This window comes from Pantoea sp. Sc1 (genome assembly GCF_000255315.1).
Taxonomy (GTDB): domain Bacteria; phylum Pseudomonadota; class Gammaproteobacteria; order Enterobacterales; family Enterobacteriaceae; genus Pantoea; species Pantoea anthophila.
In genome coordinates, this window is sequence record NZ_AJFP01000001.1 from 3642669 (window position 1) to 3668240 (window position 25572).

The window sequence follows — 25572 nt, forward strand, 5'->3', positions numbered from 1 at the left end:
CCTGATTAATTTTTCTTATAACCAACCGCTGTTTCATTCAAATAGGCCGACATAAGAAAAACAGATACATGCTATGTATCAGGGGTGCCGGACAGCATTTAATGCTGCCAGACACCCTGTCACCAGCATGGTGCAGAGATATGACGCCTGCACTACAGTGAGTCAGTTCACATTTATCGGCCGATCACCAGGTGGCAGAGTGAGACATTTTAAACCATAAAAATCAATATTTTCATATATTTATATGAGAAAAGCGCCTGATAAGCCCGCCTGACCGCCCTATTTGACCTGATTACGCTTTCCCGATAAGTTGGAAATCCGCTGAAAGCTTTCCTGACGGGCCATTGTCTCGGCATATCTATGCAACAAGAAGACTCCCGCGTGGTTTAAGTCATCTCCTTTACGAGACCGGAAATCGAAGAGCAGCTCAATAAAGGACGTTTTACGGATGTCTGGAGAGAAATGCTCAGGGCTATGACGCGCGCTCGACAGAGCATGGCGATGAAAATGAAGCTGCGCCTCAGTTGCGCCCAGACCCTGAAACAGTGCAGGTAATGTCAAAGCAGTTTAAGGAGACCCTCAATGTCCACTAAAAAACCTCAATCCTATGGCTTGTATGATCCGACAGCAGGCAGTGACAGCTGTGGTGTAGGTTTCATAACGCGTAAGGACGGCGAGCAGACCCATGAGATTCTGCAGATGGCGCACAGCGCCCTGTGCACAGTGCCGCACCGCGGCGGTATGTCAGCAGAAGGTGTCGGCGATGGCGCAGGCGTCAACGTTGACCTTTCACTGCATTTCTTCCGCAAGATTACCGGCCAGCCACTGGAAGCGGGTCGCTTTGGCGTCGGCAACTTCTTTGTGCCGAAAGATGCTGAGCTGCGCGCGAATGCCGAACGTCTGGTGGATGAGACCCTCAGCAGTTTCGGCCTGCCGGTGATCATGAAGCGCGACATGCCGCTCGACAGCAGCGTGACGCGTCCGGCTGCCATTCAGTTTCAGTTACCGATTCTGCAGTGGATCTTCACTGCGCCTCAGGACGTGGCCGACCAGAACGACTTCGAACAACGTATCTACCGCGCCCTGTTAACTATCGAAGCACGCGCCTTTACCGAAAGCGAATTTGGCGGGCTCTATCCGCTGTCGCTGTCGTCGCGCACGCAGGTATTTAAAGCGCGCCTGAACTCCAATGAAGTGATTCCTTACTTCAAAGATCTGACCGATCCCGATCATCAGGTGCGCGGGCTCTTTTTCCACACCCGTTTCTCGACCAACACCGATCCGCATACCACTATGGCGCAACCGTTCCGCCTGATGGCGCACAACGGCGAGCTGAACACGGATCGTAAAAACCGCATCGCCGAATCGGCCCTGGCACTGGCGCGCGGCAAAAAGATCGTGCGGCCTAAAGGGCAGTCCGACAGTTCGCGTCTGGATCAGAGTATCCACAGCCGTCTGATGGAAGATAATCTCGATCTGATCACCGCCGTGGTTTCCATGATGCCGCCCGCCTGGGAAAACGACAGCTCGCTGTCAACCGAGGTGCGCGACATGCTGGAGTATTTCTCTCTGTATGAAGAGAAGAACGACGGCCCTGCCGCCCTAATCTTTGGCAATGGCGAAGTCATTGGCGCACGCCTTGACCGTCTGGGCCTGCGCCCGCTGCGCTCGGTCGAAACCGCAGACTATATCGGTGCGATGTCCGAAGCGGGCCAGATCGCCTTTCCTCCTGAAAGCGTCCTGCGTCGTGGCCGTATCGAAGCGGGCGGCATGCTCTACTTCGATCACCGTGAAAAACGCAGCTACACCACGCTGCAGGCGCTGGAAAAACTGGCCGCAGAGAAAGATTACTCCGCCCTGCTGCGTGAAGCGCGCGTCGGCCTGGACGATCTGCCGGAAATCCCGGCTGAGCAACAGGGTTCACCGCTGCGCTATCGCGGCGATCTGAAAACCTATCAGCGCTTTGTCGCCTACTACTACAACCAGGAAAGCTTCAAGTTCATGATGGACCCGATGCTTAACACCGGCGCAGAGAAGATCTCCGCAATGGGTTACGGCAACGCCATCAACGGCTTATCCGATCATGAAGGCGGCATGGCGCACTACTTCTCTCAGCGCTTTGCTCAGGTTACCAACCCGCCGCTGGACTCTATCCGCGAAGTGGATGGCATGACGCTGCGTGTGGCGCTGGGGGCGAAACCGCACCTGGGCCGCAGCAAAGGCCGTCAGATTGTGGTGCCGACACCGATTCTCAGCCATCTCGATATGCTGCGTTTGCGTGAGCAGACCGTTGCCCCCTACGCCCGCTTCGAGATGCTCTATGAGCCGGTCATCGGCAAAGATCTGCTGAGCACGACCGCCAACGCGAACGCCCTGGAAAAAGCGATTGATGACCTGGCGCAGCAGGTGGTGGATTTTGCCCGGACGCAGGGCGGCATCGCCGTTCTGACCGACCGCCACATCTCCTCGAAGCACGCCGCGATCCCGATGCTGCTGGTGGTTTCCGCCATCAACCAGCGTCTGGTGCAGGAAGGTCTGCGCCTTGATGTGTCACTGGTAGTGGAAAGCGGTCAGAGCATCTCCTCGCACCACATTGCCGCGACGCTGGGCTTCGGCGCATCAGCAATCTACCCGCTGGGCGTACAGATGCGCGCAGAGGAGAAATTTGGCGAGGGTGAAGAAGGCAATAAAGCCTTTAAGCGCTATGCCAAAGCCGCGGAAAAAGCCCTGATGAAAACCATGGGCAAAGTGGGCCTCTGTACCGTGGAAAGCTACAGCAGCGGCGAGTTCTTTGAGCCTAACTTCCTCAACACCGATGACCCGGTGCTGAAAAAGTACTTCCCGAATATCAAAACGCCGGTGGGTGGCGCAGGCTTCGCGGCTATCGCGCAGATGGCCGTTGACTGGCACCAGAGTGCCCTGAAGATTCAGGGTGAATCGGACGTACCGTTGCTGGGTCTGTTTAAAGAGCGCGCAGAGGGTGCCGGTCACTCCTACGGCACGATTGCCGTACGCACCTTTATCGATATGACCGAAGAGCCGATTCGCTTCGCTGATAAAGCGCGTGAAGAGGATAACTTTATCCGGCTGATGACGCTGGCAAAACTGGATAACGCTTTTGGCATCAAGCCAGAAACCTTTAAAGACAGCAGCTTCGAGCGTATTCCGGATGAGGTGATCAACAACTTCGCGATCACGGCCGACTATCGTCAGTTCTCCAGCCTGATGTATGAGGAGCGTAAGCGTCGCCCGGCGGCCCTGCGTGACATCCTGACATTCCCGGCCGATCTGACCCATATCGACAGCGAAGCGGAGTTCCGCCGCAAACTGGGACGCTACTCACTGACCAACAACGGCTTTGCCATTCGTGGTCTGGTGTGTGAAGCGGTGGATGGCAGCCTGAATCACTTTATGCTGCGTCTGACCGATGCGATCGAAGGCCTGAAGCCAGAGAACGAGCGCCTGCAGAATCTCTCTAACGCCCTGAAGTTCCGCTTCGGCGATGATATCGAGAGCAGCGAGGTGGTGACCGGCGGTCTGAAAATAACCGCTTACGGTAAAGCGGCAGACTACCTGTCACGTATTTTCACCACTCTGCCCTCCCTGCCACTGAGCGACGTGCAGCCAGCGTGCGAAATCACCCGCACCTTTGCCTCCGGTGCGATGAGTCACGGTGCGCTGGTCGCCCCCGCGCATGAAGCGGTGGCGCACGGCACCAACATGGTCGGCGGCATGAGTAACTGCGGTGAAGGCGGCGAGCACTACTCCCGTCACGGCACCATCCGTGCCTCACGCATCAAGCAGCTGGCGTCCGGCCGTTTTGGCGTCTGGGCCGCCTATCTGGCGGACCCGATGCTGGAAGAGCTGGAAATCAAGATTGGTCAGGGTGCGAAGCCTGGCGAAGGCGGACAGCTACCGGCGGCGAAAGTCACGGTTGAGATTGCGGCAGCGCGTGGCGGTACGCCAGGCGTCGAGCTGGTCTCGCCGCCGCCGCATCACGACACCTACTCCATCGAAGATCTGGCGCAGCTGATCCACGACTGTAAAGCCGCGCGGGTGCGCGTGATCGTCAAACTTGTCTCCTCAGAAGGGATCGGCACCATCGCGGTCGGCGTGGCCAAAGCGGGCGCAGACGTCATTAACGTGGCGGGTAACACCGGCGGTACCGGCGCTGCGTCGGTCACCAGCCTGAAATACACCGGACGCGTGGCGGAAATCGGCATCGCTGAAGTTCATCAGGCGCTCTGCGCCAACGGCCTGCGTGAGAAAGTGCAGCTGCGCTGCTCGGGCGCGCAGCAGACCGGCAGCGACGTGGTGAAATCCGCGCTGCTGGGCGGCGACAGCTTCGAATTCGGTACCACTGCGCTGATGATGCTGAAGTGCGTGATGGCGAAAAACTGTAACGTCAAATGCCCGGCGGGCCTGACGACCAACGCCGAAGCCTTTGATGGCGATCCGCGTCAGCTGGCGCAGTATTTCCTCAACGTCGCCCATGAAGTGCGTGAGATCCTGGCGCGTATGGGTCTGCGTTCCCTGCGTGAAGCGCGCGGCCGGGCCGACCTGCTGCACCTGATGGATCACCCGCTGGAAGTGGGCAAGCTCGACTTACGCGCCATGCTCACCGTGGTGCCGGAGCTGAAGATCGAGAAACCGGTCTATCTGGAGAAAGATTTTGAGCTGGATGATGGCTGGGTTGAGCAGCTGAAATCAGCGTTGGTCGATCAGGGCAATAGCGACGTCGCACTGGGCAACGGCATCGTGCTGAACAACCGCAACAAAAGTGTGGGGGGCCAGCTGGCGATCGACATTGAACGCATGCTGAACCATCAGCTGAGTGCGGCGCAGCTGCAGGCGATGCCTGCGGTTCTGAGCGATGACCGCGGTCGCCATTATCTGGCACCTGCGACCGTAAAAATTTCAACCACCGGTTCAGCCGGTCAGTCATTTGGCGCCTTCTGCAACGATGGCATGCAGCTGACCCACTACGGCACCTGTAACGACGGCGTCGGCAAGGGACAGTGTGGCGGTGAGCTGTTTATCATGTCGCCGGGCGGCGGCGCGCAGGATGGCGATGGTAACGTGCTGATCGGTAACTTTGCGCTGTTTGGCGCGACCGGTGGACGCCTGTTCGTGCAGGGCCAGGCCGGTGACCGCTTCGCGGTGCGTAACTCCGGTGCCACAGCCGTGGTCGAAGGCGTAGGAGATTTCTGCTGCGAATATATGACCAATGGTGCCATCCTCAACCTGGGCACCTTCGGTAAAGGCTTTGGTAACGGCATGAGCGGCGGCTTCGCCTATCAGTATGACCCGTATGGAACACTCGCCAGCCATGCAGCCGGTGATTCAGTACGCTTCGGTTCGATTGCCGATCAGGATGAGATGGCGCAGGTGCATAAGCAGGCCGTGCTGACCATGCTGAACTGGCATCTGGAGGCCACAAACTCACCGCGTGCCGCCTGGCTGCTGGAGAACTGGGAAACGGAGTGTCACCACTTTGTTTACGTGATGCCGCGCTCGCTGCTGCTCTATCAGGATGGCGGAGAGATCCTGAAAGCCAGAAGCCGTAAAGATCTGCTCGAAGAGCTGTCGACCGCGCTGGCCGGCCATCAGGTTGCGAAGTTCAAAGCGGCCTGGCGTCAGGGCAAGACGATTGCTGACGGTGCGGTACCCGCCTACGGCGCGACCGATACGCTGGAGATGTTTGTTCTGCTTAACAACTACACCGTTCTGAGCTTTGCTCAGCAGCTGGCCCTGAGTAAATTACCGAAAGGGACACCGGTTGAAGATCCGGCGGTAGAAAAAGCCGTGCGTAATCTGCTGATGACGGAGGACTTTTCGCTGATCAGCAAACTGCAGCGCCATGCCCGTTCCGCCATCGAAGCGTATAACGATGACGAACTGGCCAGTCTGATTGGTTCCAAACGCATGTCAGATTACAAAGCGGCGCTGACGCAGCGCAACATCCGCTCCATGGACAGCCTGGCCACCTATGGCTGGATCATGTATCAGGATGCCTGTAACCGGGAAGTGCTGGGCCATCTGCCTGATTTTGAAGAGCTGTTTGCACGTGCGGCCTTGCCTGAAATCGCCGCGGCGGTGGGCAAACTCTCCTGACAGTCACACTGTTCAGGCTGAACTGAATGTTATTCATTGATCATTGCCCGGAGTCGTCGTTGTACCGGACAGATGCAGAACCGCTCTCCCCAGCCGCACACCGCGGTGTGGGAAAGCGGAACTGCTTAAACCGGCCAGCGTTACTGATGACGGGGAAGAACGGGATTGAGTAAAAGTATCCATGAAAATTCCTTATATTCCAGAAGATGCACCTTTTAATGGCGATCAGAAATACTGGCTGGCTGGCTTTCTCGCGGGTCTTCACTCCCGTCTGCTGGTATTAGAAGACAAGCAGCAACCCGCTGCGGGCACAGGCGCAGCCGCGACCACGCAACTGCACATTCTCTACGGCTCACAGACCGGCAATGCTGAAGCGCTGGCGCAGACCGCCGCGAAATCGGCGCGTGCTAAAGGGCTGGTGCCGGTGGTTCAGGCGCTGGGCGATGTCGACCTCGACGTCTTTGCCACCATGCGCCATGTGCTGATCGTCACCTCAACCTACGGCGAAGGCGAGATGCCGGATAACGCGCAGCTCTTCTGGGATGCGATCTCTGCCAGTACCGCACCGCGCCTTGAGCAGATGCATTTTGCCGTGCTGGCAATCGGTGATACCGGCTATGACGGCTTCTGTCAGGCGGGCAAGTTCATTGATATGCGCCTTGAGCAGCTGGGAGCAAAACGCGTGGTGGATCGCATCGACTGCGATATCGACTATGAAGAGCCATCCAGCGAGTGGCTGAACAGCTCCATGCCTCAGTTTGCGGCCAGCGCAGGCAGCAGCGGCACAGTGCTGGAGAGCGCGCCTGAAGCACCGGTCATCCCGGGCAGCAACAAATCGAACCCTTACGCCGCGGCGCTAATCACCAACAAGCGCCTCTCTGGCGAACAGTCTGCCAAAGATATCCGACATTTTGAGTTTGACCTGACCGACAGCGGCCTGAAGTATGAAGCGGGTGATGCGCTCGGCGTCATTCCGGTCAACGAGCCATCGCTGGTCAGCCTGCTGCTGACCCAGCTTAATGCCGACTACGAGACGCCGGTGCCCGGCTTCGACCGCAGCCTCGGCGACCTGCTGACCTACCAGTTTGAGATCTCTGAACCGTCGCGCAAGCTCATCGAATGGGTCGGGCAGAACACCACCAACCAGGAGCTGCGTCATGTGTTACAGCACGACGACAAAGATGCGCTGGGTGTCTGGCTGTGGGGCAAAGATAGCCTTGACCTGCTGCAGCTTGACCTGACGCGCACGCTGGCGGTGCCTGAGTTTGTTGCCCTGCTGCGTCCGCTGCAGCATCGCGCTTACTCAATTTCATCCAGCTCTAAAGCCCATCCGAATCAGGTGCACCTGACCGTTGCCTCGGTGCGTTATCACAGCGGCGGCCGTAACCGTGGTGGCGTCTGCTCAACCTACCTGGCTGAGCGCGTACGTCGTGGCGAAAAACCAGCCATCTTTATTTCGCCGAACAAAGCGTTCCGCGTCCCAGCCAATAACAGCGCTCCGCTGATCATGGTGGGACCTGGCACCGGCATCGCGCCCTTCCGGGCTTTCCTGCAGGAGCGCCAGGCAACCGGCGCGCAGGGCAAAAACTGGCTGTTCTTCGGCGATCAGCATCAGGAACATGACTTTATCTATCAGGATGAACTGCTCGCCTGGCGGGATAATGGCTTGCTGACGCGGCTTGACCTGGCGTTCTCCCGCGATCAGGAGAAGAAGATCTACGTGCAGAGCCGGATGCTTGAGCAGGGTGCAGAACTCTATGCCTGGCTGCAGGAAGGCGCTTACTTCTATGTCTGCGGTGATGCATCACGCATGGCGAAGGATGTGGATAATGCGCTGTATGAAGTGGTTCGCCAGTTCGGTGGCCTCTCCAGCGAGCGCGCAGCGGACTATGTCGACCAGCTGAAGAAAGAGAAGCGTTACCTGCGCGACGTCTATTGATAGCGAAGGTGTGATAAAAAATCCGGTTTGCGCAGGCAGCCGGATTTTTTTATGGTTGACAGGCAAAAAAATACCCGCCGGAGAGGCGGGTATCTGTTTTAAGAATGCTGCGGTTATTTCACGACGCGCAGTGAAGGTCGTCCGCCCCGCGGCGGTGGATCGTCATCAGGCGGTGTCTCATCATCGCTGGCATCGTCGGGACGATCGCCATCAATCACAGACATCATGGTCTCTTCCTGACCTTCTGACGCCTCCTGAATATCCAGCTCGTAAGCCGGTTCCGGTTCAAACATCGTTCCGGCACCGTTTTCCCGGGCATAGATTGCCAGAATTGCCGCCATCGGCACGTTAACCTGACGAGGAACACCCCCAAAGCGGGCGTTAAACGACACCTGGTCATTCGCCAGATCGAGGTTACCGACAGCACGGGGCGCGATGTTCAGGACAATCTGACCATCACGCGCGTACTCCAGCGGGACCTGTACACCTGGCTGATTGATGTCGACCACCAGATGCGGCGTCAGCTGGTTGTCGAGCAACCAGTCATAGAAGGCGCGCAGCAGATAGGGACGACGTGCAGTAAGTTGCGACATTTCCATACGTTAAGCCCGTGCTTGCAGGCGCATTTCACGTTCAGCTTCAGTTAATGAAGCGAGGAAAGAGTCACGCTCAAATACGCGGTTCATGTAACCTTTCAGCTCTTTTGAACCAGAGCCGATCAAATCGATGCCCATTGAAGGCAGACGCCATAACAGCGGTGCCAGGTAGCAATCCACCAGGCTGAACTCTTCGCTCATGAAGTAAGGCGTGCGGCCAAACAGCGGCGCGATCGCCAGCAGCTCTTCACGCAGCTGTTTGCGTGCGGCTTCGGCTTCCTGACCACTGCTGTTCTCAACCTTCCTCATCAGGCTGTACCAGTCCTGCTCGATGCGGTGCATCATCAGGCGGCTGTCACCACGGGCAACCGGATAAACCGGCATCAGTGGCGGATGCGGGAAGCGCTCATCTAAATATTCCATGATGATGCGGGATTCATACAGCGTCAGCTCACGATCTACCAGTGTCGGTACCGTGCGATACGGATTGAGGTCAATCAGATCCTGCGGCAGGTTATCCATTTCGACCTGCTCGATCTCTACGCTGACACCCTTCTCCGCCAGAACGATACGTACCTGATGGCTGAAAATGTCAGTAGGACCAGAAAACAGCGTCATTACCGAACGTTTGTTGGCAGCGACAGCCATGAAAACCTCCAAGTTTGTTCACAAAAAGATACTGCGAATAGCCAACCACACGGCGACTCACTTGCTTGTCGAACTCGCACGCAACCTGGTCAGCTGCGCCGTAAAACTGACGCCCCGACAGCGGGAAGGCGCATAACGCACCGGCCTGCGGGCGCAAAGTGACACAGAGTTTACCAGATTTTAGGCTGCTTGTGGGCGTGGAATGAATCTTTGCAGGTAAATTGAGCGCGGGCTTACGGTTTTCACCGTTATCAGACGGGAAGGCAGAAAATAAAAAACCCGCCGAAGCGGGTTTTTTGAGCCAATTGCCGCAGCCGGAGCTGCAAACAATTAACGCTTGGAGAACTGAGGACGACGACGTGCTTTACGCAGGCCGACTTTCTTACGTTCAACCTGACGCGCGTCACGCGTTACGAAGCCAGCTTTACGCAGCTCGCCACGCAGTGATTCGTCGTATTCCATCAGAGCGCGGGTGATACCGTGACGGATCGCACCAGCCTGACCAGAAATACCGCCACCTTTAACAGTGACGTACAGATCGAATTTACCAACCAGATCCAGCAGTTCCAGCGGCTGACGAACGACCATGCGGGCAGTTTCGCGACCGAAGTACTGTTCCAGAGAACGTTGGTTAATTACGATGTTACCGCTACCCGGCTTAATGAATACGCGAGCGGTAGAGCTTTTGCGGCGACCAGTGCCGTAGTTTTGAGTTTCAGCCATTGCCTTTAATCCCGATTAAATGTCAAGAACTTGCGGTTGCTGTGCCGCATGGGTGTGCTCGTTGCCTGCGTAAACTTTCAGCTTACGGTACATAGCACGACCCAGCGGGCCCTTCGGCAGCATGCCTTTAACCGCGATCTCAATCACACGCTCAGGACGGCGAGCAATCATCTCTTCAAAGGTCGCCTGTTTGATACCACCGATGTGGCCGGTGTGGTGATAGTAGATCTTGTCAGTACGCTTGTTGCCGGTAACAGCAATTTTTTCTGCGTTCAGAACGATGATGTAATCACCCGTATCAACGTGCGGAGTGTATTCCGCTTTATGCTTACCACGCAGACGGCGCGCCAGTTCAGTCGCCAGGCGACCCAAAGTTTTGCCCGTTGCGTCAACTACAAACCAGTCACGTTGGACGGTTTCTGGTTTAGCTGTAAAAGTTTTCATCGAAAAGCTTACCCAAATTAAGTTACACGTTGGTGAAATCCCAAACGCTTAAGTAAACGAATGAGGCTCACACGACCATTTTGACCAGCAAGCCACCCCTTCGGATAGAGTTACTGGAACACAGAGGATTTGGGAAAAAAATCCTTTGCTGTAACGTGGGGTCGCAAGATTATAGAGAAGTCGATTGCAAAAATCGAACCCTATTTCGGTATTTATCCTGATTATTCTCACGGCAGATGCGGCAGGCGCAGATACTCTTCGCTCTGCATCTCCTGAAGCCGCGATAAACAGCGCTGGTATTCAAACTTCAGCCGCGTCCCCTGATAGATCTCGGTCAGCGAGGTTTCTGCGGCCACGACCAGCTTCACGTGACGCTCATAAAATTCGTCAACCAGGGCCAGGAAACGGCGCGCCTGATCTTCGGTTTTGTAGATCATTACCGGCACGTCATAGAGCAGCACGCTGTGAAAACGGCGGGAAAGCGCGATGTAGTCATGCTGGCTGCGCCCTTCCCCGCAAAGCGTCGTGAAGTTGATGGCCAGCACGCCGTCGCTGACGCCCAGCGTCGGCATCTGGCGATGGTTGATCTCCAGCACCGGCGCCTCCTCCGGCTGGCTGCCCGACAGCGCCTTAAACATGCGCGCCATCTCCGTGTGGGTGGCCTCGTTGAGCGGATAGTTCCACAGATGCGCCGAGGTCAGTGTCCGCAGCCGGTAGTCGATGCCGGCATCCACATTCATCACATCACAGTGCCGTTTTATCTGCTCAATAGCCGGCAGAAAACGCGCGCGCTGCAGGCCATTGCGGTAGAGGTCATCCGGCGGAATGTTCGAGGTTGCCACCAGGGCGATGCCGCGCTCAAACAGCGCTTCCATCAGCGTGCCCAGCAGCATCGCGTCGGTGATATCGGAGACAAAAAATTCATCGAAACAGAGGATGTCAGTTTCCGCTTTGAATTTGTCCGCGATAATCAGCAGCGGGTCGCTCTGCCCCTGCAGTTGCGTCAGTTCTTCATGCACCCGCAGCATGAAACGGTGGAAGTGCAGGCGCAGTTTGCGTTCGCCAGGAATAGACTGAAAAAAGAGATCCATGACCCAGGTTTTGCCGCGCCCGACGCCGCCCCACATGTAGAGTCCGCGAACAGGCTGGGGCGTCGCATTTTTCTCTTTACCGATCAATTTCGACAGGCGACCCAGCAGGCCGGATGAGGCGGGCGCGGCAGCCTGTTGCCGGGCAACCAGCGCCTGCTGCAGGGCGTCTAAACGGGTAATCGCTTCACGTTGTACGTCATCGGGCCTGAATTCGCCCTGCGACAGCGCCTGCTCATAACGTGCAAGCGGAGATGAGGTTTGCATTGTTGTTTCAAAGTCCCTGAATAGTGTCTGATTCATACCACGGTTGCTGAAAAAAAGGCCGTTCTACACTAAGCCATGCTGCTCCGGAGTTCCACATCCATAAGATTAACGGGTATAGTGACTATTATTGAAATGGTGCAACGCCCTACGGAACAATGGAAAAAACACGGGAGTCATTATGACCTGGGAATACGGGCTAATTGGTTTAGTGGTAGGTATTATTGTCGGCGCAGTCGCCATGCGTTTCGGCAACAAAAAGCTGCGTGAGCAGCGCAGCATGCAGTATGAACTGGAAAAATCGAAGGCCGAGCTGGCCGATTACCGCGAAGAGCTGACGAACCACTTCGCACAGAGCGCCGAGCTGCTGGACAACATGGCGCGTGACTATCGTCAGCTTTATCAGCACATGGCGAAAGGCTCTAACGATCTGCTGCCGAATCTGCCGGGTCAGCAGAATCCTTTTGCCTATCAGCTGACTGAAGCAGAAGCTGACAACGATCAGGTGCCGGTGCAGATGCCGCGCGACTACTCTGAAGGCGCATCCGGTTTACTGCGTGGCGAGCGCCCTGCCCGCGACTAATCTTTTTGGGGCGCAGCCTGTCTGCGCCCACTGTTTTTTGCGAACCCTGACCACAAACGACTGTCACACTCATTAAATCCTCCCACTTTGCAGCGAGAGCGTTGTAGCAATGAAAAAACAAGCACGCCTGTTTAGCGCATTAGCCTTGAGTATCGGGATGAGCCTTGCCGCCGCGCCAGACGCGATGGCAACGCTGCCGGCACAAATTGCGGGCCAGCCGCTGCCGAGCCTGGCACCGATGCTGGAAAAAGTGTTGCCTGCCGTGGTCAGCGTTCACGTGGAAGGCACCGATTCCGGCGAACAGGCTCAGGATATCCCTGAGCCTCTGAAACGTTTTTTCGGTCAGATGCCTGGCGGGAATAATCAGCCACAGCCGTTTGAAGGGTTGGGCTCGGGCGTGATCATTGATGCCGCGAAAGGCTACGTGCTGACCAACAATCATGTGGTGAACGGTGCCGACAAAATCAATGTGCAGCTTGGCGACGGCAGTGAGTATGAAGCCAAACTGATCGGTCATGATGAACAGACCGATATCGCCCTGATTCAGATCCAGGGCGCGAAAAATCTCACGCAGATTAAAGTGGCGGACTCCGACCAGCTGAAAGTGGGTGATTTTGCGGTCGCAATCGGGAACCCGTTTGGTCTGGGCCAGACGGCGACCTCCGGTATCATCTCTGCGCTGGGCCGCAGCGGCCTTAACCTGGAGGGGCTGGAAAACTTTATTCAGACCGATGCCGCGATTAACCGCGGTAACTCCGGCGGTGCGCTGGTCAACCTGAACGGCGAGCTGATTGGGATCAACACCGCCATTCTGGCCTCCAGCGGCGGCAATATCGGCATCGGCTTTGCTATCCCGAGCGATATGGCGATGAACCTCGCGCAGCAGCTGATCAAATTTGGCGAAGTGAAGCGCGGTCAGCTGGGTATTAAAGGCACCGAAATGACGGCCGACATGGCGAAGGCATTCAATGTCGACGTGCAGCGTGGCGCCTTCGTTTCGGAAGTGTTACCGCAGTCTGCCGCACAGAAGGCGGGCATCAAGTCCGGCGACATCATTACCTCTATCAACGACAAGCCGATTACCAGCTTCGCTGAGTTGCGGGTAAAAGTGGGCACGACCCCACCAGGCGAACAGGTTAAGCTTGGCCTGCTGCGCGAAGGCAAACCGGTGACGGTCACCGTTACGCTGGAGCAGAGCGCTCAGACCACCGCCAGCGCCCAGCTGATGTCTCCGGCCCTGCAGGGTGCCACCCTGAGTGATGGACAGACCAAAACCGGCGACAAAGGCGTGAAGGTCGACACCATCGAAAAAGGGACACCGGCTGAACAGGTTGGCCTGCAGAAAGATGATGTGATCATCGGCGTAAACCGCAACCGGGTTCAGACCCTGGCTGAGATGCGCAAGATACTGGAAGGCAAACCGCCGGTTCTGGCACTGAACGTGGTGCGCGGCGATGAAAGTATCTATCTGTTGTTGAGATAAACCTCGCATTATGGCGGACACAAGCGCGTGTGTGTCCGCCGCTCTCATGTTATTCTGCCCAGCGATCTCCTCTGGCGTGATTTAACACCATGTTTCTTAAACTTTTGCGTGCCGTAGTGCTGGGCCTGATTGTGGCGGGTATTCTGCTCGCAGCACTGCCTGCACTGCGTATGGGCAGCGACGCCCTCTATAACCACGACGATATCAACAACGAAACGCCCTTCAGCTTCAATCAGGGGGTGCGCCGCGCCGTGCCTGCCGTTGTAAACGTTTATAACCGGAGCGCCCACGGCAACAACAACCGTGGCATTACCACCCTGGGCTCGGGGGTGATCATGAATGCCAAAGGCTACATCCTGACCAACAAGCACGTCATCAATAATGCCGATCAGATTATCGTGGCATTGCAGGATGGCCGCTTCTTTGAGGCCACGCTGGTCGGTTCCGACGGCATGACCGATCTGGCCGTGCTGAAGATCACCGCCTCCGGCCTGCCTGTCATCCCGATCAATCCCAATCGCCAGGCGCATATCGGTGATGTCGTGATGGCGATAGGCAACCCCTATAACCTGGGGCAGACGGTGACGCAGGGCATTATCAGCGCTACGGGTCGGGTTGGACTGAGTTCATCAGGCCGCCAGAACTTCCTGCAGACCGATGCGTCAATCAATCAGGGTAACTCCGGTGGTGCGCTGATTAACTCGCTTGGCGAGCTGATGGGTATCAACACCCTGACCTTTGATAAAAGTAACGATGGCGAAACGCCGGAAGGCATTGGTTTCGCCATCCCCACCGTTTTAGCCTCGAAGATCATGGATAAACTGATTCGTGATGGTCGGGTGATCCGCGGCTATATCGGTATTACCGGTCGTGAGCTGCCGCCGCTGCATGGACAGGGCAGCAATCTGGATCGGGTTCAGGGCATTATCGTCAGCGTGGTGACGCCGGATGGACCGGCGGACAAGGCCGGGATTCAGGCCAACGATGTACTGCTCAGCGTAAACGGTAAGCCAGCCATCTCGGCGCAGGAGACCATGGATCAGGTGGCAGAGATTCGTCCCGGTTCCGTGATTGATGTGCAGGTGCTGCGCAACGATCAGAAACTGACGCTGCCGGTCACCATTCAGGAATTCCCTGATAACAGTGGTTAACTGAAACGGGTGCCCGGTCAGGGGTGGCCCGGCTGATCGCAAAGAAGGCCGCCATCCCTGGCGGTCGGCCTCGCCATCCTGGCTCGGACGCTTTGCTCTTCATCCGGGCCACCCCTTCCCCTCTGCTCCGTCATCGTCTGTGAGTCACGGATTAGCAGCGATCAACCGGAAAGGCGATCACCTCACTCAGTGACTCTGCTTTTAACGCCAGCATAATCAGCCGATCGATACCCAGCGCGACCCCGGAACAGGCGGGCATACCGTGCGCCAGTGCATCCAGCAGATAAGTATCAATAGGATGGACCGGCAGACCGCGCGCCGCACGGCGACGGTTATCCTGCTCAAACCGCTGACGCTGCTCGCGGCTGTCGGTCAGCTCACGGAAACCGTTCGCCAGCTCAATGCCTTTGTAATAGACCTCAAAACGTTCAGCTACGCGGTGATCTTCGGTGCTGATCTCCGCCAGTGCCGCCTGACTAGCCGGGAAATGATAAACGAAGCAGGGTTTGTCCTGGCCAATCTTCGGCTCCACGCCCAGCATAAACAGCAGCATCAGCAGCGTATCGCGATCCTCTTCTGCACGCGCCAGCTCGCCTTCGCCCAGCTTCTCTGCCGCTTCACGCAACTGCGCTTTATCTGCCGACAGCGGATCCAGATCCAGGTGACGGATAAAGGCCTGCTGATAGGAGAGCGACTCTGCGCTGTCACACTCCAGCACCTGCTGCAGCAGATCGTCCACCTCATTCATCAGACGGTACATGTCGTAGTGCGGCCGGTACCACTCCAGCATGGTGAATTCCGGATTATGATGACGTCCCGCCTCTTCATTGCGGAAACTGCGCCCCATCTGATAGATCGGACCACTGCCCGCTGCCAGCAGGCGTTTCATATGATATTCCGGGCTGGTCATCAGCCAGAGATCGCGCCCCTGCGACGCACCAGGCCCGACAAAACGCGTCTGGAAAGGCACCAGATGGATATCGGTAATAGTAGCCTGGCTCATCGCCGGCGTATCCACTTCCAGTACGCCACGATCGGCAAAGAAACGACGCACTTCCGCTAAAATCGCGGCGCGTTTTAACAAATTGGCGATGGATGCGCTTGGTTGCCAGCTTGCCGTTTCGCTCATGGTGATGACTCCTGATACAAATAAGGGGTGGAAGTCTACCTGCAATGCCTGCGGCAAACAATCTCATGCCGGCGATGCCAAAAACAGCGCTTCGGCTTCTATACTTAAGCAGTTAAATCACAAAGGAATCCCGCTATGTCTCTATGGAAAACCCTTGTCGCCAGCCTCAGCGCTTTTCTCTCCGTTGCCTGTAGCACCACGCCACCTAAAAACGTCACGGTTGTTGAGAACTTTGACAGCCAGCGCTATCTCGGTCAGTGGTATGAGATTGCCCGCCTCAATCATCCGTTTGAACGCGGTCTGGAGCAGGTCACGGCTAACTACAGCCCGCGTGAAGATGGCGGCCTGAAAGTGATCAATCGTGGCTATAACATGAAAAAACAGCGCTGGCAGGAGAGCGTCGGTAAGGCCTACTTCACCGGTGAGCCGCAGCGCGCCGCCCTGAAAGTCTCGTTCTTTGGCCCCTTCTACGGCGGCTACAACGTTATCGCCCTGGATCCCGACTACCGCTATGCTCTGGTGTGTGGCCCGAATCGCCACTACCTGTGGATACTGTCGCGCACACCGCAGCTGGAGCCGGGCGTCAAAGAGAAACTGGTTGATCAGGCGCGCCGTGATGGCTTCCCGGTTGATGAGTTAATCTGGGTGAAACAGAAATAGTGCAGAGGGAATAAGCCGGTACAAAACCGTTTTCGTACCGGCTGTAATAACAGGTTACTTCGTGCTGTTCTGAATCGCCTGGCCACCCGCTTCGACGTCTTCACCCACGCCACGCGTAGTGTTGCAAGCCGTCAGCAGTGAAGAGAGCACCAGTACAGAGAAGATCGCGGCAATACTTTTCTTTAACATGACAATGTCCTTTTTGATGGATGTAAAGTACAGCGCTTTAAGCATAGCCGGATTTCCGGCGGATGCTGCCGCAGAACTTTAAAAAGGAGAAGCCGTTAAGGTCATTTTGCCGCACGCGAAATGGCACCACCTAAGTGGGAGACATCTTCGCCAAAACCGTGGAATGTGTTGCAGGCACTTAATGCAGAGGAGACCAGCAACGCGAATGCGATTAATTTTGCCAGCTTTTTCATTTTTTTCTCTCAGACAAGAAAAAGGCGCATCCGGAGATGCGCCTGCGAATCTTACTTCACGCGTGACACGTATTCGCCAGAGCGGGTGTCAACTTTCACCACTTCGCCTTCCTGAACGAACAGTGGCACTTTTACAACCGCGCCGGTAGAGAGCTTGGCAGGTTTACCGCCGGTACCGGCAGTGTCACCTTTCAGGCCTGGATCGGTTTCCACGATTTCAGCTTCGATAAAGTTCGGCGGCTGAACAGCGATAGGACGACCGTTCCACAGCGTAACGATACATTCTGCGTTGTCCTGCAGCCATTTCGCTGCTTCGCCCACAGTCTTCTCTTCAACCGGGAACTGCTCAAAGCTTTCCTGGTGCATGAAGTGGTAGAACTCACCGTCGTTGTACAGGTAGCTCAGGTTGGTATCCATTACGTCTGCGCCTTCGGCGGAGTCGGTGGATTTGAAAGTTTTCTCAACGCGAGAACCCGTCAGCAGGCGACGCATTTTAACGCGTGCGAATGCCTGACCTTTACCCGGTTTAACGAACTCACTGGATTCGATGGCATACGGCTCGCCTTCGAACATGATTTTAAGACCGGGACGGAAATCGTTGCTAGAATAAGTCGCCATGAAGGCCCTCTACGAAAATTGATACTGGTACTAAGCCAAAAAAATGGCACACATTGTAACCCTAAAAATACCTTCCAGAGAAGATTGGTTGCAGCAACTTGCTGATGTTGTCACTGAACCTGATGAATTACTGCGTATTTTAGCCCTGGAACAGCATCCTGAGCTGGCCGCTGGCGCGGATGCGCGGCGGCTTTTCGCTCTGCGCGTTCCGCATGCCTTCATCAGCCGGATGAAAAAAGGCGATGCGCACGACCCGTTGCTGCTTCAGGTTCTGACGCAGCGTCAGGAATTCATCGATACGCCTGGTTATAGCACCGATCCGCTCGATGAACAAAGTAACGCGGTGCCCGGACTGCTGCATAAATACCGCAACCGGGCATTATTGCTGGTCAAAGGCGGCTGTGCGGTCAACTGCCGCTACTGCTTCCGCCGTCACTTCCCCTATCAGGATAATCCCGGTAATAAGCGAAGCTGGCAGGCGGCGCTGGACTATATCGCCGATCATCCGGAACTGGATGAGATTATCTTCTCCGGCGGCGATCCATTAATGGCGAAAGATCATGAACTCGCGTGGCTGATTGCCGCGCTGGAAAAGATCCCGCACCTGAAGCGGTTGCGCATCCACAGTCGTTTACCGGTGGTGATTCCGGCACGCATTACCGATCAGCTCTGTGAGATGCTTCGCGCGACCCGCCTGCAGGTGGTGATGGTGACGCACATCAACCATGCGCAGGAGATTGATGATGCGCTGCGTGAGGCGATGAGCAGCCTGAAGCGGGCCGGTGTCACCCTGCTGAATCAGAGTGTGCTGCTGCGGGGCGTGAACGATAATGCGCAGACGCTGGCCACCCTGAGCAATGCCCTGTTTGATGCGGGCATTCTGCCCTACTATCTGCACGTGCTGGATAAGGTGCAGGGTGCCGCACATTTCTTTGTGTCTGACGATGAGGCGCGCCAGCTGGTGCGGGCATTACTGTCACAGGTTTCCGGCTATCTGGTGCCGAAACTGGCGCGGGAAATTGGCGGAGAGCCGAGTAAAACGCCGCTGGATTTACAGCTGCGTCAGGAATAAAAACGGCCAGCACAAGGCTGGCCGCTGAGATTCGCTGTACTACCTATGCCACATTATGGGCACTTGTAGACCTGACCGGTCATTTTGCTGTCCAGAGGCGCGAACGCAGACAGCAGATTCTGTGTCGGGCTGGTGGCACCATAAATCACATTGCCGCCCATCTCCGCGGCGCGATTGCGCAGATCATTAGCTGCACCGCGCAGTGCGCTGGTTTCACCGCCTGCACCGCTCAGCCAGTTGCTCTGTGAGCCGGTAAGGTTGCCCAGAAGCTGGCAGGAACTGGCAGGCTGCTGATCGGTAAACGTCACGCGCTCGCCTGCCGAAGAGAGTTGCGTGGAGCTGCTGCAGCCCGCCAGCAATAACACGCCAGCCGTCAGTCCGGGCAAGAGGTTAATCCGCATTGTAATCCCCATTTATTATCATCAGAGTCGGGTGGCAGCGTAGCAGAAAAAAAGCACTTTTTTCTGCACATTCATTGCCTTAATCCCGTTATATCCCCTCAATATTTCATGTTACATCTCGGCGACTCTGCCTGCCTGAAGAATGAACTGAACATCAGTGAATTCAGCCGGACAACTGCAGACAGCGTGCAGACAACGGGAAATATCAGGAGGAAAGACGTACGATTGCGCCACTACTTATACTATTTTCCTGCCCAAAAGAAAAACCCCCGGCCGTTTCCGGTCGGGGGTTCTTTTGTGACTCAGGCAGTCAACGGCAATTACATCATGCCGCCCATACCGCCCATGCCACCCATACCGCCAGCGCCAGCGCCTAAATCAGGTGCGTCGCCTTTTGGCAGGTCAGTAACCATGCACTCGGTAGTGATCATCAGACCCGCAACAGAGGCCGCGTACTGCAGCGCAGAACGGGTCACTTTAGTTGGGTCCAGGATACCGAAGTCGATCATGTTGCCGTACTCTTCAGTCTGCGCGTTGTAACCGTAGTTACCGTCGCCCGCTTTCACGTTGTTCGCCACAACAGAAGGCTCTTCACCGGCGTTAGAGACGATCTGACGCAGTGGTGCTTCCATCGCGCGCAGCGCAACTTTGATACCGACGTTCTGGTCTTCGTTCTGACCACGCAGCTCTGACAGCTGTGCTGCAACGCGAACCAGCGCCACACCACCACCTGCAACCACGCCTTCTTCGACAGCAGCACGGGTTGCGTGCAGTGCATCTTCAACGCGCGCTTTCTTCTCTTTCATTTCAACTTCAGTGGCTGCGCCCACTTTCAGAACGGCTACGCCGCCTGCCAGTTTCGCGACGCGCTCCTGCAGTTTTTCTTTGTCGTAGTCAGAGGTCGCTTCTTCGATCTGCTGACGAATCTGGGTAACACGGCCCTGAATGGTGGTCTCTTCACCCACACCGTCGATGATGGTGGTGGTGTCTTTGTTGATCACAACACGTTTTGCCTGACCCAGATCTTCCAGCGCAGCTTTTTCCAGCTCCATACCGATCTCTTCAGAGATGACGGTACCGCCGGTCAGGATAGCGATATCCTGCAGCATGGCTTTACGACGGTCGCCGAAGCCTGGTGCTTTAACCGCAGCCACTTTCACGATGCCGCGCATGGTGTTGACCACCAGCGTTGCCAGAGCTTCGCCTTCAACATCTTCCGCGATGATCAGCAGAGGTTTACCGGCTTTCGCAACGGCTTCCAGCACGGGCAGCATTTCACGGATGTTAGAGATTTTCTTGTCAGCCAGCAGGATGAACGGCGATTCCAGTTCAACCGCACCAGTTTCTGGCTTGTTGATGAAGTACGGTGACAGGTAGCCGCGATCAAACTGCATACCTTCAACCACATCCAGCTCGTCCTGCAGGCCGGTGCCTTCTTCAACGGTGATCACGCCTTCTTTACCCACTTTCTCCATCGCCTGAGCAATCAGCTGGCCCACGGTTTCATCGGAGTTAGCAGAGATAGTACCTACCTGCGCAATCGCTTTAGAGTCTGAGCAAGGTACAGACAGCGCTTTCAGTTTCTCAACGGCAGACACAACGGCCTGGTCGATACCGCGCTTCAGGTCCATCGGGTTCATACCCGCGGCGACGGCTTTCAGACCTTCGGTGATGATAGCCTGCGCCAGTACGGTCGCGGTGGTGGTGCCGTCGCCTGCAGCGTCGTTCGCTTTAGAGGCCACTTCTTTCACCATCTGCGCGCCCATGTTCTCGAACTTGTCTTCCAGTTCGATTTCACGCGCAACGGACACGCCATCTTTAGTGATGGTCGGTGCACCAAAAGATTTATCCAGAACCACGTTACGGCCTTTCGGGCCCAGGGTAACTTTTACTGCATCTGCCAGTACGTTCACGCCACGCAGCATTTTTACGCGAGCGTCATTACCGAATTTTACGTCTTTAGCTGCCATTTCAATTGTCCCTTAAATTCGTTTCGTTCAGTGAGTTACGCGAAAAAATTACGCTTCGACAATCGCCAGAATGTCGCTTTCAGAGATGATCAGCACTTCTTCGTTGTCGATCTTTTCGGTTTTAGCGCCGTAACCTTCGTTGAAGATCACCACGTCGCCAACCTTCACGTCCAGCGGCTTAACGTCGCCACTCTCAAGGATGCGGCCATTGCCGACAGCCAGAACTTCACCACGGGTAGATTTACCGGCTGCAGAACCGGTCAGCACGATGCCGCCAGCTGATTTAGCTTCAACTTCTTTACGCTTGACGATGACGCGATCGTGCAATGGACGAATTTTCATGTGATAGCTCTCCTTTGAGAAGTCCAATCATTCAGTTTTGGGGTTGAACACCGGGCTGCATGGCTTCCGGCCTCGTGACCTGTGAGATAGGGCCATCCCCACCCGCTTTCAAGGGGGCGAACAACAAATTTTTTCTATGGAAGCCATAAGTGATGTTTTTTTAAACAGACGACGGCACAAATAAAAAACGCAACCCGGAGGTTGCGCTTTCAGTGGTGACAATGGCGGTTAACGATCCTGGTGATCGTCGTGATGCTCAAGGCGATCGCTGTTTTTACGCTCAAACTCGCCGTCCATCGTGTAGCCGCTGTCCGGTCCGGCTCCCGGCCCGCGCCAGACGCGCAGATGGGGCATCAGCTTCAGCGTCAGATGCTTCTGAACCGGGGGCAGCAGCAGCAGCAGGCCCAGCAGATCGGTAAAGAAGCCCGGCAGCAGCAGCAGGAAACCGGCGATGATCAGCGAGACGCTTTTGATCATCTCCGTGGCCGGGCTTTCGTTACGCGCCAGCTTCTCCTGCATCAGCATGAAGTTTTTCATGCCCTGATTTTTTACCAGCGAGACCCCGATGCAGGAGGTGAACACCACCAGCAGCATGGTCATCAGCACGCCCATGACGTGCGCGACCTGGATGAACAGTGAAATCTCAATCCAGGCCAGAACAAAAAAGACTAATAACGGTATCCAGCGCACCGTACTCTCCTGTAAGTAGAGGCTGAACGGCAGCGTGCCGGTCAGCAGAAAGCGTTCATCCTGAGGAGGATAAGAAAAGAGATGGGCACCCGCGCCGCCCTTTTCAACCGATCCTGTCAAATTTATCCTGCGGGGTTAATTTTGTAACCAACTTCACATATCGTTAACCCGGCAGCAGCATTAGCGATCTGCATGCGTGCTTTTCCCGGGCATCAGAATATGATCGCACACGCCTCTATGAAGACGGATAATATGTCGGCACGGGCACACCACGACAAAATAAACACATCCTTTGTGATGGTTAGCGGCAACAACAAGAAGGTTATCATGGCGAACAACATTCGTATCGAAGAAGACCTGTTAGGTATGCGCGAAGTTCCGGCGGATGCCTATTATGGCGTTCATACTCTGCGTGCGATTGAAAATTTTTATATCAGCAACAGCAAAATCAGCGACATACCTGAATTTGTCCGCGGTATGGTGATGGTAAAAAAAGCAGCAGCGATGGCTAACAAAGAGCTGCAGACCATCCCGCGTAACATTGCCGATACCATCATTCAGGCCTGCGATGAAGTGCTGAACAAGGGCCGCTGTATGGATCAGTTCCCCGTGGATGTCTATCAGGGCGGCGCCGGGACCTCGGTCAACATGAACACCAATGAGGTGCTGGCAAACATCGGTCTTGAGCTGATGGGCCACCAGAAAGGGGAATACCAGTATCTCAACCCCAACGACCATGTAAACAAGTGCCAGTCCACCAACGACGCCTACCCGACCGGTTTCCGTATCGCGGTTTACAGTTCGCTGCTGAAACTGCTTGATGGCATCAGCCAGTTGTCTGAAGGCTTCCAGCGCAAAGCCGATGAATTCCAGACCATCCTGAAAATGGGCCGAACCCAGTTGCAGGATGCGGTGCCGATGACCCTGGGGCAGGAGTTTCACGCCTTCAGCGTGCTGCTGAACGAAGAGACCAAAAGCATTCTGCGCACCGCCGAACTGCTGCTGGAAGTCAACCTTGGCGCGACCGCCATCGGTACCCGTCTCAACACGCCGGATGGCTATCAGCATCTGGCCGTGCAGCGTCTGGCGGAAGTCAGCAACCTGCCGGTCATTCCGGCGGAAGATCTGATTGAAGCGACCTCCGACTGCGGCGCCTATGTGATGGTTCACTCGTCGCTGAAACGCCTGGCGGTGAAGCTCTCTAAAATCTGTAACGACCTGCGCCTGCTCTCCTCGGGTCCGCGCGCCGGCCTGAATGAAATCAACCTGCCTGAGCTGCAGGCGGGCTCCTCCATCATGCCGGCCAAAGTGAACCCGGTGGTGCCGGAAGTGGTTAACCAGGTCTGCTTCAAGGTGATTGGCAACGACACCACCGTGACCATGGCTTCCGAAGCGGGTCAGCTGCAGCTTAACGTCATGGAGCCGGTGATCGGCCAGGCGCTGTTCGAGTCGATCAGCATCCTGACCAACGCCTGCTACAACCTGCTGGAGAAGTGCGTCAACGGCATCACCGCTAACCGCGCGGTGTGCGAAGCCTACGTCTTCAACTCAATTGGCATCGTGACCTACCTCAACCCCTACATCGGCCACCACAACGGCGACATCGTCGGCAAAATCTGTGCCGAAACCGGGAAAAGTGTGCGTGAGGTGGTGCTGGAGCGCGGCCTGCTGACGGAGAGTGAGCTGGACGATATCTTCTCGGTGCAGAACCTGATGTATCCGGTTTATAAAGCAAAACGCTACACCGATGAAAACGAGCAGTAGGGTTTAACCCACGCGGGTTAACCAAAGGCACACCGCGATCAACATGGTGTGCCTTTTTTTTGGTACACAGCATTCCCGGAGTTCACCGGTTAACTTTGCAGGAGTGATTCATGTTTGTGGTTGAGCTGCTTGTCGTCCTGATGGCGATCTGGCTGGGCGCACGTCTTGGCGGCATTGGTATCGGATTCGCCGGCGGGATGGGGGTACTGATCCTGACGCTGGGCTTTGGCATGGCACCCGGCGCTATCCCGTTCGACGTGATAGAGATCATCATGGCGGTGATCGCCGCCATCGCGGCGATGCAGGTGGCGGGCGGCATGGACTATCTGGTGAGCCTGGCGGAACGCCTGCTGCGCCGACATCCGCGCCACGTCACGCTGCTGGCCCCGCTGGTAACCTACCTGATGACGCTGCTGGCAGGCACCGGTCACACCGCTTTCTCGACGCTGCCGGTGATCGCGGAAGTGGCCAAAGAGCAGGGCGTGCGCCCTTCCCGTCCGCTGTCGATTGCGGTGGTGGCGTCGCAGATCGCGATTACCGCCTCTCCCATCTCCGCCGCCGTGGTCTTTTTTGCCACGCTGCTGGAACCGCGCGGCGTCAGCTACATCACGCTGCTGGCGATTGCGATCCCCGCCACGATGGTGGGCCTCTTTCTGGCCGCGCTGGTCACTAACTTCCTCGGCAAAGAGCTTAAAGATGATGAGGTTTATCAGGCGCGTCTCGCCAAAGGGGAAGTTACCCTGCGGGGTGCCAGCGTCTACCAGCCGAAGCCGGGGGCGAAACGCTCGGTGCTGCTTTTTCTGACGGGTATTATTGCCGTGGTGCTCTATGCCACCGCCACCAGCGCCAGCGTCGGGCTGATCGCCGATCCGCCGCTGCCACGTAACGAAGCGATTGTGGTGTTTATGCTGACCATCGCGACGCTGATCAGCCTGACCTGCAAACTCGACACCAGCGAAATCCTCAGCGCCAGCACCTTTAAGTCCGGCATGAGTGCCTGTATCTGTGTGATGGGTGTCGCCTGGCTGGGCGACACCTTTGTCAAAGCGCATCTGGCAGAGATTCAGACGCTGGCGGGCGACACGCTGAAAACCTATCCATGGATGCTGGCGCTGGTGCTCTTCTTTGCCTCCATGCTGCTCTACTCACAGGCGGCGACCACCAAGGCACTGATGCCGGCCGCCCTGCTGCTGGGCGTCACCCCGCTCACCGCGATTGCTTCCTTTGCGGCGGTATCGGCACTGTTTGTGCTGCCCACCTACCCCACACTGCTGGCCGCCGTTGAGATGGACGATACCGGCTCCACCCGGATTGGTAAGTTTGTGTTCAACCACGCCTTTATCATTCCCGGCGTTATCGCTATCGCGCTGTCGGTGCTTTCCGGCTTCATCTTTGGCGGACTGCTCTTGTAGTGCCGCCATCGTGTTATGAAGGGAGCGTGCTATCATCGGCGCTCTTTTCATCACACAGG

At 56.3% G+C, this 25572-nt stretch carries 22 protein-coding genes; 9 read left to right on the forward strand and 13 right to left on the reverse strand.

The window, feature by feature from the left end:
- Positions 1–582: 582 nt before the first annotated feature.
- Both S7A_RS16915 and S7A_RS16920 read left to right on the forward strand, forming a co-directional pair.
- Entirely contained in the window at positions 583–6114 is a 5532-nt protein-coding gene (locus S7A_RS16915; protein ID WP_009092477.1) for a glutamate synthase-related protein, read from the forward strand.
- Positions 6115–6295: 181 nt separating this feature from the next.
- Positions 6296–8053, forward strand: coding sequence for a sulfite reductase subunit alpha (locus tag S7A_RS16920; protein ID WP_009092478.1), 1758 nt, complete (start codon positions 6296–6298; stop codon positions 8051–8053).
- A 113-nt stretch (positions 8054–8166) separates the two neighbouring features.
- Here S7A_RS16920 and sspB read toward each other — a convergent pair whose 3' ends face one another.
- The 5 genes from sspB to zapE form a co-directional block, all read right to left on the reverse strand.
- Positions 8167–8652: a ClpXP protease specificity-enhancing factor gene (sspB, locus tag S7A_RS16925; protein ID WP_009092479.1), complete on the reverse strand. Its 486-nt coding sequence runs from the start codon at positions 8650–8652 to the stop codon at positions 8167–8169.
- Positions 8653–8655: 3 nt separating this feature from the next.
- Complete coding sequence (sspA, locus tag S7A_RS16930; protein WP_009092481.1) at positions 8656–9297, reverse strand: stringent starvation protein SspA; 642 nt, start codon at positions 9295–9297, stop codon at positions 8656–8658.
- Positions 9298–9627: 330 nt separating this feature from the next.
- Positions 9628–10020: a 30S ribosomal protein S9 gene (rpsI, locus tag S7A_RS16935; RefSeq protein ID WP_008925401.1), complete on the reverse strand. Its 393-nt coding sequence runs from the start codon at positions 10018–10020 to the stop codon at positions 9628–9630.
- 15 nt (positions 10021–10035) lie between these two features.
- Positions 10036–10464, reverse strand: coding sequence for a 50S ribosomal protein L13 (rplM, locus tag S7A_RS16940; protein WP_009092483.1), 429 nt, complete (start codon positions 10462–10464; stop codon positions 10036–10038).
- Between the two features lie 227 nt (positions 10465–10691).
- Positions 10692–11819: a cell division protein ZapE gene (zapE, locus tag S7A_RS16945; RefSeq protein ID WP_009092484.1), complete on the reverse strand. Its 1128-nt coding sequence runs from the start codon at positions 11817–11819 to the stop codon at positions 10692–10694.
- A 178-nt stretch (positions 11820–11997) separates the two neighbouring features.
- Here zapE and zapG point away from each other — a divergent pair, with 178 nt between their 5' ends.
- From zapG to degS, 3 genes are all read left to right on the forward strand, one after another.
- Positions 11998–12399 carry a Z-ring associated protein ZapG gene (zapG, locus tag S7A_RS16950; protein ID WP_009092485.1) on the forward strand — a complete coding sequence of 134 codons (402 nt, stop codon included), beginning with the start codon at positions 11998–12000 and terminating at the stop codon, positions 12397–12399.
- A 109-nt stretch (positions 12400–12508) separates the two neighbouring features.
- Entirely contained in the window at positions 12509–13882 is a 1374-nt protein-coding gene (gene degQ / locus S7A_RS16955) for a serine endoprotease DegQ (RefSeq protein WP_009092486.1), read from the forward strand.
- 89 nt (positions 13883–13971) lie between these two features.
- The gene (degS, locus tag S7A_RS16960) at positions 13972–15033 is read left to right on the forward strand and encodes an outer membrane-stress sensor serine endopeptidase DegS (protein ID WP_009092487.1); all 1062 of its coding nucleotides are present in this window, start codon (positions 13972–13974) and stop codon (positions 15031–15033) included.
- 151 nt (positions 15034–15184) lie between these two features.
- Here the strand turns inward: degS and epmA are convergent, their stop codons facing one another.
- Positions 15185–16162, reverse strand: coding sequence for an elongation factor P--(R)-beta-lysine ligase (gene epmA, locus S7A_RS16965; protein ID WP_009092488.1), 978 nt, complete (start codon positions 16160–16162; stop codon positions 15185–15187).
- A gap of 135 nt (positions 16163–16297) precedes the next feature.
- Here epmA and S7A_RS16970 point away from each other — a divergent pair, with 135 nt between their 5' ends.
- On the forward strand, positions 16298–16822 hold the full coding sequence (locus S7A_RS16970) for a lipocalin family protein (RefSeq protein ID WP_009092490.1): 525 nt from the start codon (positions 16298–16300) through the stop codon (positions 16820–16822).
- Positions 16823–16876: 54 nt separating this feature from the next.
- Here S7A_RS16970 and S7A_RS16975 read toward each other — a convergent pair whose 3' ends face one another.
- The 3 genes from S7A_RS16975 to efp form a co-directional block, all read right to left on the reverse strand.
- The gene (locus tag S7A_RS16975) at positions 16877–17011 is read right to left on the reverse strand and encodes an entericidin A/B family lipoprotein (protein ID WP_003848302.1); all 135 of its coding nucleotides are present in this window, start codon (positions 17009–17011) and stop codon (positions 16877–16879) included.
- A gap of 101 nt (positions 17012–17112) precedes the next feature.
- The gene (locus S7A_RS20980) at positions 17113–17244 is read right to left on the reverse strand and encodes an entericidin A/B family lipoprotein (RefSeq protein WP_009092493.1); all 132 of its coding nucleotides are present in this window, start codon (positions 17242–17244) and stop codon (positions 17113–17115) included.
- Between the two features lie 51 nt (positions 17245–17295).
- Complete coding sequence (gene efp / locus S7A_RS16980) at positions 17296–17862, reverse strand: elongation factor P (protein ID WP_009092495.1); 567 nt, start codon at positions 17860–17862, stop codon at positions 17296–17298.
- Positions 17863–17905: 43 nt separating this feature from the next.
- On the opposite strand from efp, the gene epmB reads away from it, so the two are divergent.
- On the forward strand, positions 17906–18934 hold the full coding sequence (gene epmB, locus S7A_RS16985) for an EF-P beta-lysylation protein EpmB (RefSeq protein WP_009092497.1): 1029 nt from the start codon (positions 17906–17908) through the stop codon (positions 18932–18934).
- Positions 18935–18987: 53 nt separating this feature from the next.
- Here epmB and S7A_RS16990 read toward each other — a convergent pair whose 3' ends face one another.
- The 4 genes from S7A_RS16990 to S7A_RS17005 all read right to left on the reverse strand — a co-directional run bounded on the left by S7A_RS16990 (position 18988) and on the right by S7A_RS17005 (position 22337).
- Entirely contained in the window at positions 18988–19335 is a 348-nt protein-coding gene (locus tag S7A_RS16990) for a DUF4156 domain-containing protein (RefSeq protein ID WP_009092500.1), read from the reverse strand.
- 320 nt (positions 19336–19655) lie between these two features.
- Positions 19656–21305, reverse strand: a complete 1650-nt coding sequence (gene groL, locus S7A_RS16995) for a chaperonin GroEL (RefSeq protein ID WP_009092501.1) — start codon at positions 21303–21305, stop codon at positions 19656–19658.
- Between the two features lie 48 nt (positions 21306–21353).
- Positions 21354–21647 (reverse strand): co-chaperone GroES, encoded by a 294-nt coding sequence (locus S7A_RS17000; RefSeq protein ID WP_009092502.1) that lies wholly within the window; start codon positions 21645–21647, stop codon positions 21354–21356.
- Between the two features lie 228 nt (positions 21648–21875).
- Positions 21876–22337, reverse strand: coding sequence for an FxsA family protein (locus S7A_RS17005; RefSeq protein ID WP_009092503.1), 462 nt, complete (start codon positions 22335–22337; stop codon positions 21876–21878).
- A 327-nt stretch (positions 22338–22664) separates the two neighbouring features.
- On the opposite strand from S7A_RS17005, the gene aspA reads away from it, so the two are divergent.
- Both aspA and S7A_RS17015 read left to right on the forward strand, forming a co-directional pair.
- A complete protein-coding gene (gene aspA / locus S7A_RS17010; RefSeq protein WP_009092504.1) occupies positions 22665–24101 on the forward strand; it encodes an aspartate ammonia-lyase in 1437 nt (478 codons plus the stop codon).
- A gap of 110 nt (positions 24102–24211) precedes the next feature.
- Entirely contained in the window at positions 24212–25513 is a 1302-nt protein-coding gene (locus S7A_RS17015; RefSeq protein WP_009092505.1) for an anaerobic C4-dicarboxylate transporter, read from the forward strand.
- Positions 25514–25572 lie beyond the last annotated feature (59 nt).

What these genes read in the sequence shown, in the direction of transcription:
- aspA (WP_009092504.1), top strand. Translation starts at nt 22,665, where the DNA reads ATGGCGAACAACATTCGTATCGAAGAAGACCTGTTAGGTATGCGCGAA.
- sspB (WP_009092479.1), bottom strand. Translation starts at nt 8,652, where the DNA reads ATGGAAATGTCGCAACTTACTGCACGTCGTCCCTATCTGCTGCGCGCC.
- degQ (WP_009092486.1), top strand. Translation starts at nt 12,509, where the DNA reads ATGAAAAAACAAGCACGCCTGTTTAGCGCATTAGCCTTGAGTATCGGG.
- sspA (WP_009092481.1), bottom strand. Translation starts at nt 9,297, where the DNA reads ATGGCTGTCGCTGCCAACAAACGTTCGGTAATGACGCTGTTTTCTGGT.
- groL (WP_009092501.1), bottom strand. Translation starts at nt 21,305, where the DNA reads ATGGCAGCTAAAGACGTAAAATTCGGTAATGACGCTCGCGTAAAAATG.
- epmB (WP_009092497.1), top strand. Translation starts at nt 17,906, where the DNA reads ATGGCACACATTGTAACCCTAAAAATACCTTCCAGAGAAGATTGGTTG.
- zapG (WP_009092485.1), top strand. Translation starts at nt 11,998, where the DNA reads ATGACCTGGGAATACGGGCTAATTGGTTTAGTGGTAGGTATTATTGTC.
- S7A_RS16970 (WP_009092490.1), top strand. Translation starts at nt 16,298, where the DNA reads ATGTCTCTATGGAAAACCCTTGTCGCCAGCCTCAGCGCTTTTCTCTCC.
- S7A_RS20980 (WP_009092493.1), bottom strand. Translation starts at nt 17,244, where the DNA reads ATGAAAAAGCTGGCAAAATTAATCGCATTCGCGTTGCTGGTCTCCTCT.
- rpsI (WP_008925401.1), bottom strand. Translation starts at nt 10,020, where the DNA reads ATGGCTGAAACTCAAAACTACGGCACTGGTCGCCGCAAAAGCTCTACC.
- zapE (WP_009092484.1), bottom strand. Translation starts at nt 11,819, where the DNA reads ATGCAAACCTCATCTCCGCTTGCACGTTATGAGCAGGCGCTGTCGCAG.
- epmA (WP_009092488.1), bottom strand. Translation starts at nt 16,162, where the DNA reads ATGAGCGAAACGGCAAGCTGGCAACCAAGCGCATCCATCGCCAATTTG.
- S7A_RS16915 (WP_009092477.1), top strand. Translation starts at nt 583, where the DNA reads ATGTCCACTAAAAAACCTCAATCCTATGGCTTGTATGATCCGACAGCA.
- S7A_RS16990 (WP_009092500.1), bottom strand. Translation starts at nt 19,335, where the DNA reads ATGCGGATTAACCTCTTGCCCGGACTGACGGCTGGCGTGTTATTGCTG.
- efp (WP_009092495.1), bottom strand. Translation starts at nt 17,862, where the DNA reads ATGGCGACTTATTCTAGCAACGATTTCCGTCCCGGTCTTAAAATCATG.
- rplM (WP_009092483.1), bottom strand. Translation starts at nt 10,464, where the DNA reads ATGAAAACTTTTACAGCTAAACCAGAAACCGTCCAACGTGACTGGTTT.
- S7A_RS17000 (WP_009092502.1), bottom strand. Translation starts at nt 21,647, where the DNA reads ATGAAAATTCGTCCATTGCACGATCGCGTCATCGTCAAGCGTAAAGAA.
- S7A_RS16920 (WP_009092478.1), top strand. Translation starts at nt 6,296, where the DNA reads ATGAAAATTCCTTATATTCCAGAAGATGCACCTTTTAATGGCGATCAG.
- S7A_RS16975 (WP_003848302.1), bottom strand. Translation starts at nt 17,011, where the DNA reads ATGTTAAAGAAAAGTATTGCCGCGATCTTCTCTGTACTGGTGCTCTCT.
- S7A_RS17015 (WP_009092505.1), top strand. Translation starts at nt 24,212, where the DNA reads ATGTTTGTGGTTGAGCTGCTTGTCGTCCTGATGGCGATCTGGCTGGGC.
- degS (WP_009092487.1), top strand. Translation starts at nt 13,972, where the DNA reads ATGTTTCTTAAACTTTTGCGTGCCGTAGTGCTGGGCCTGATTGTGGCG.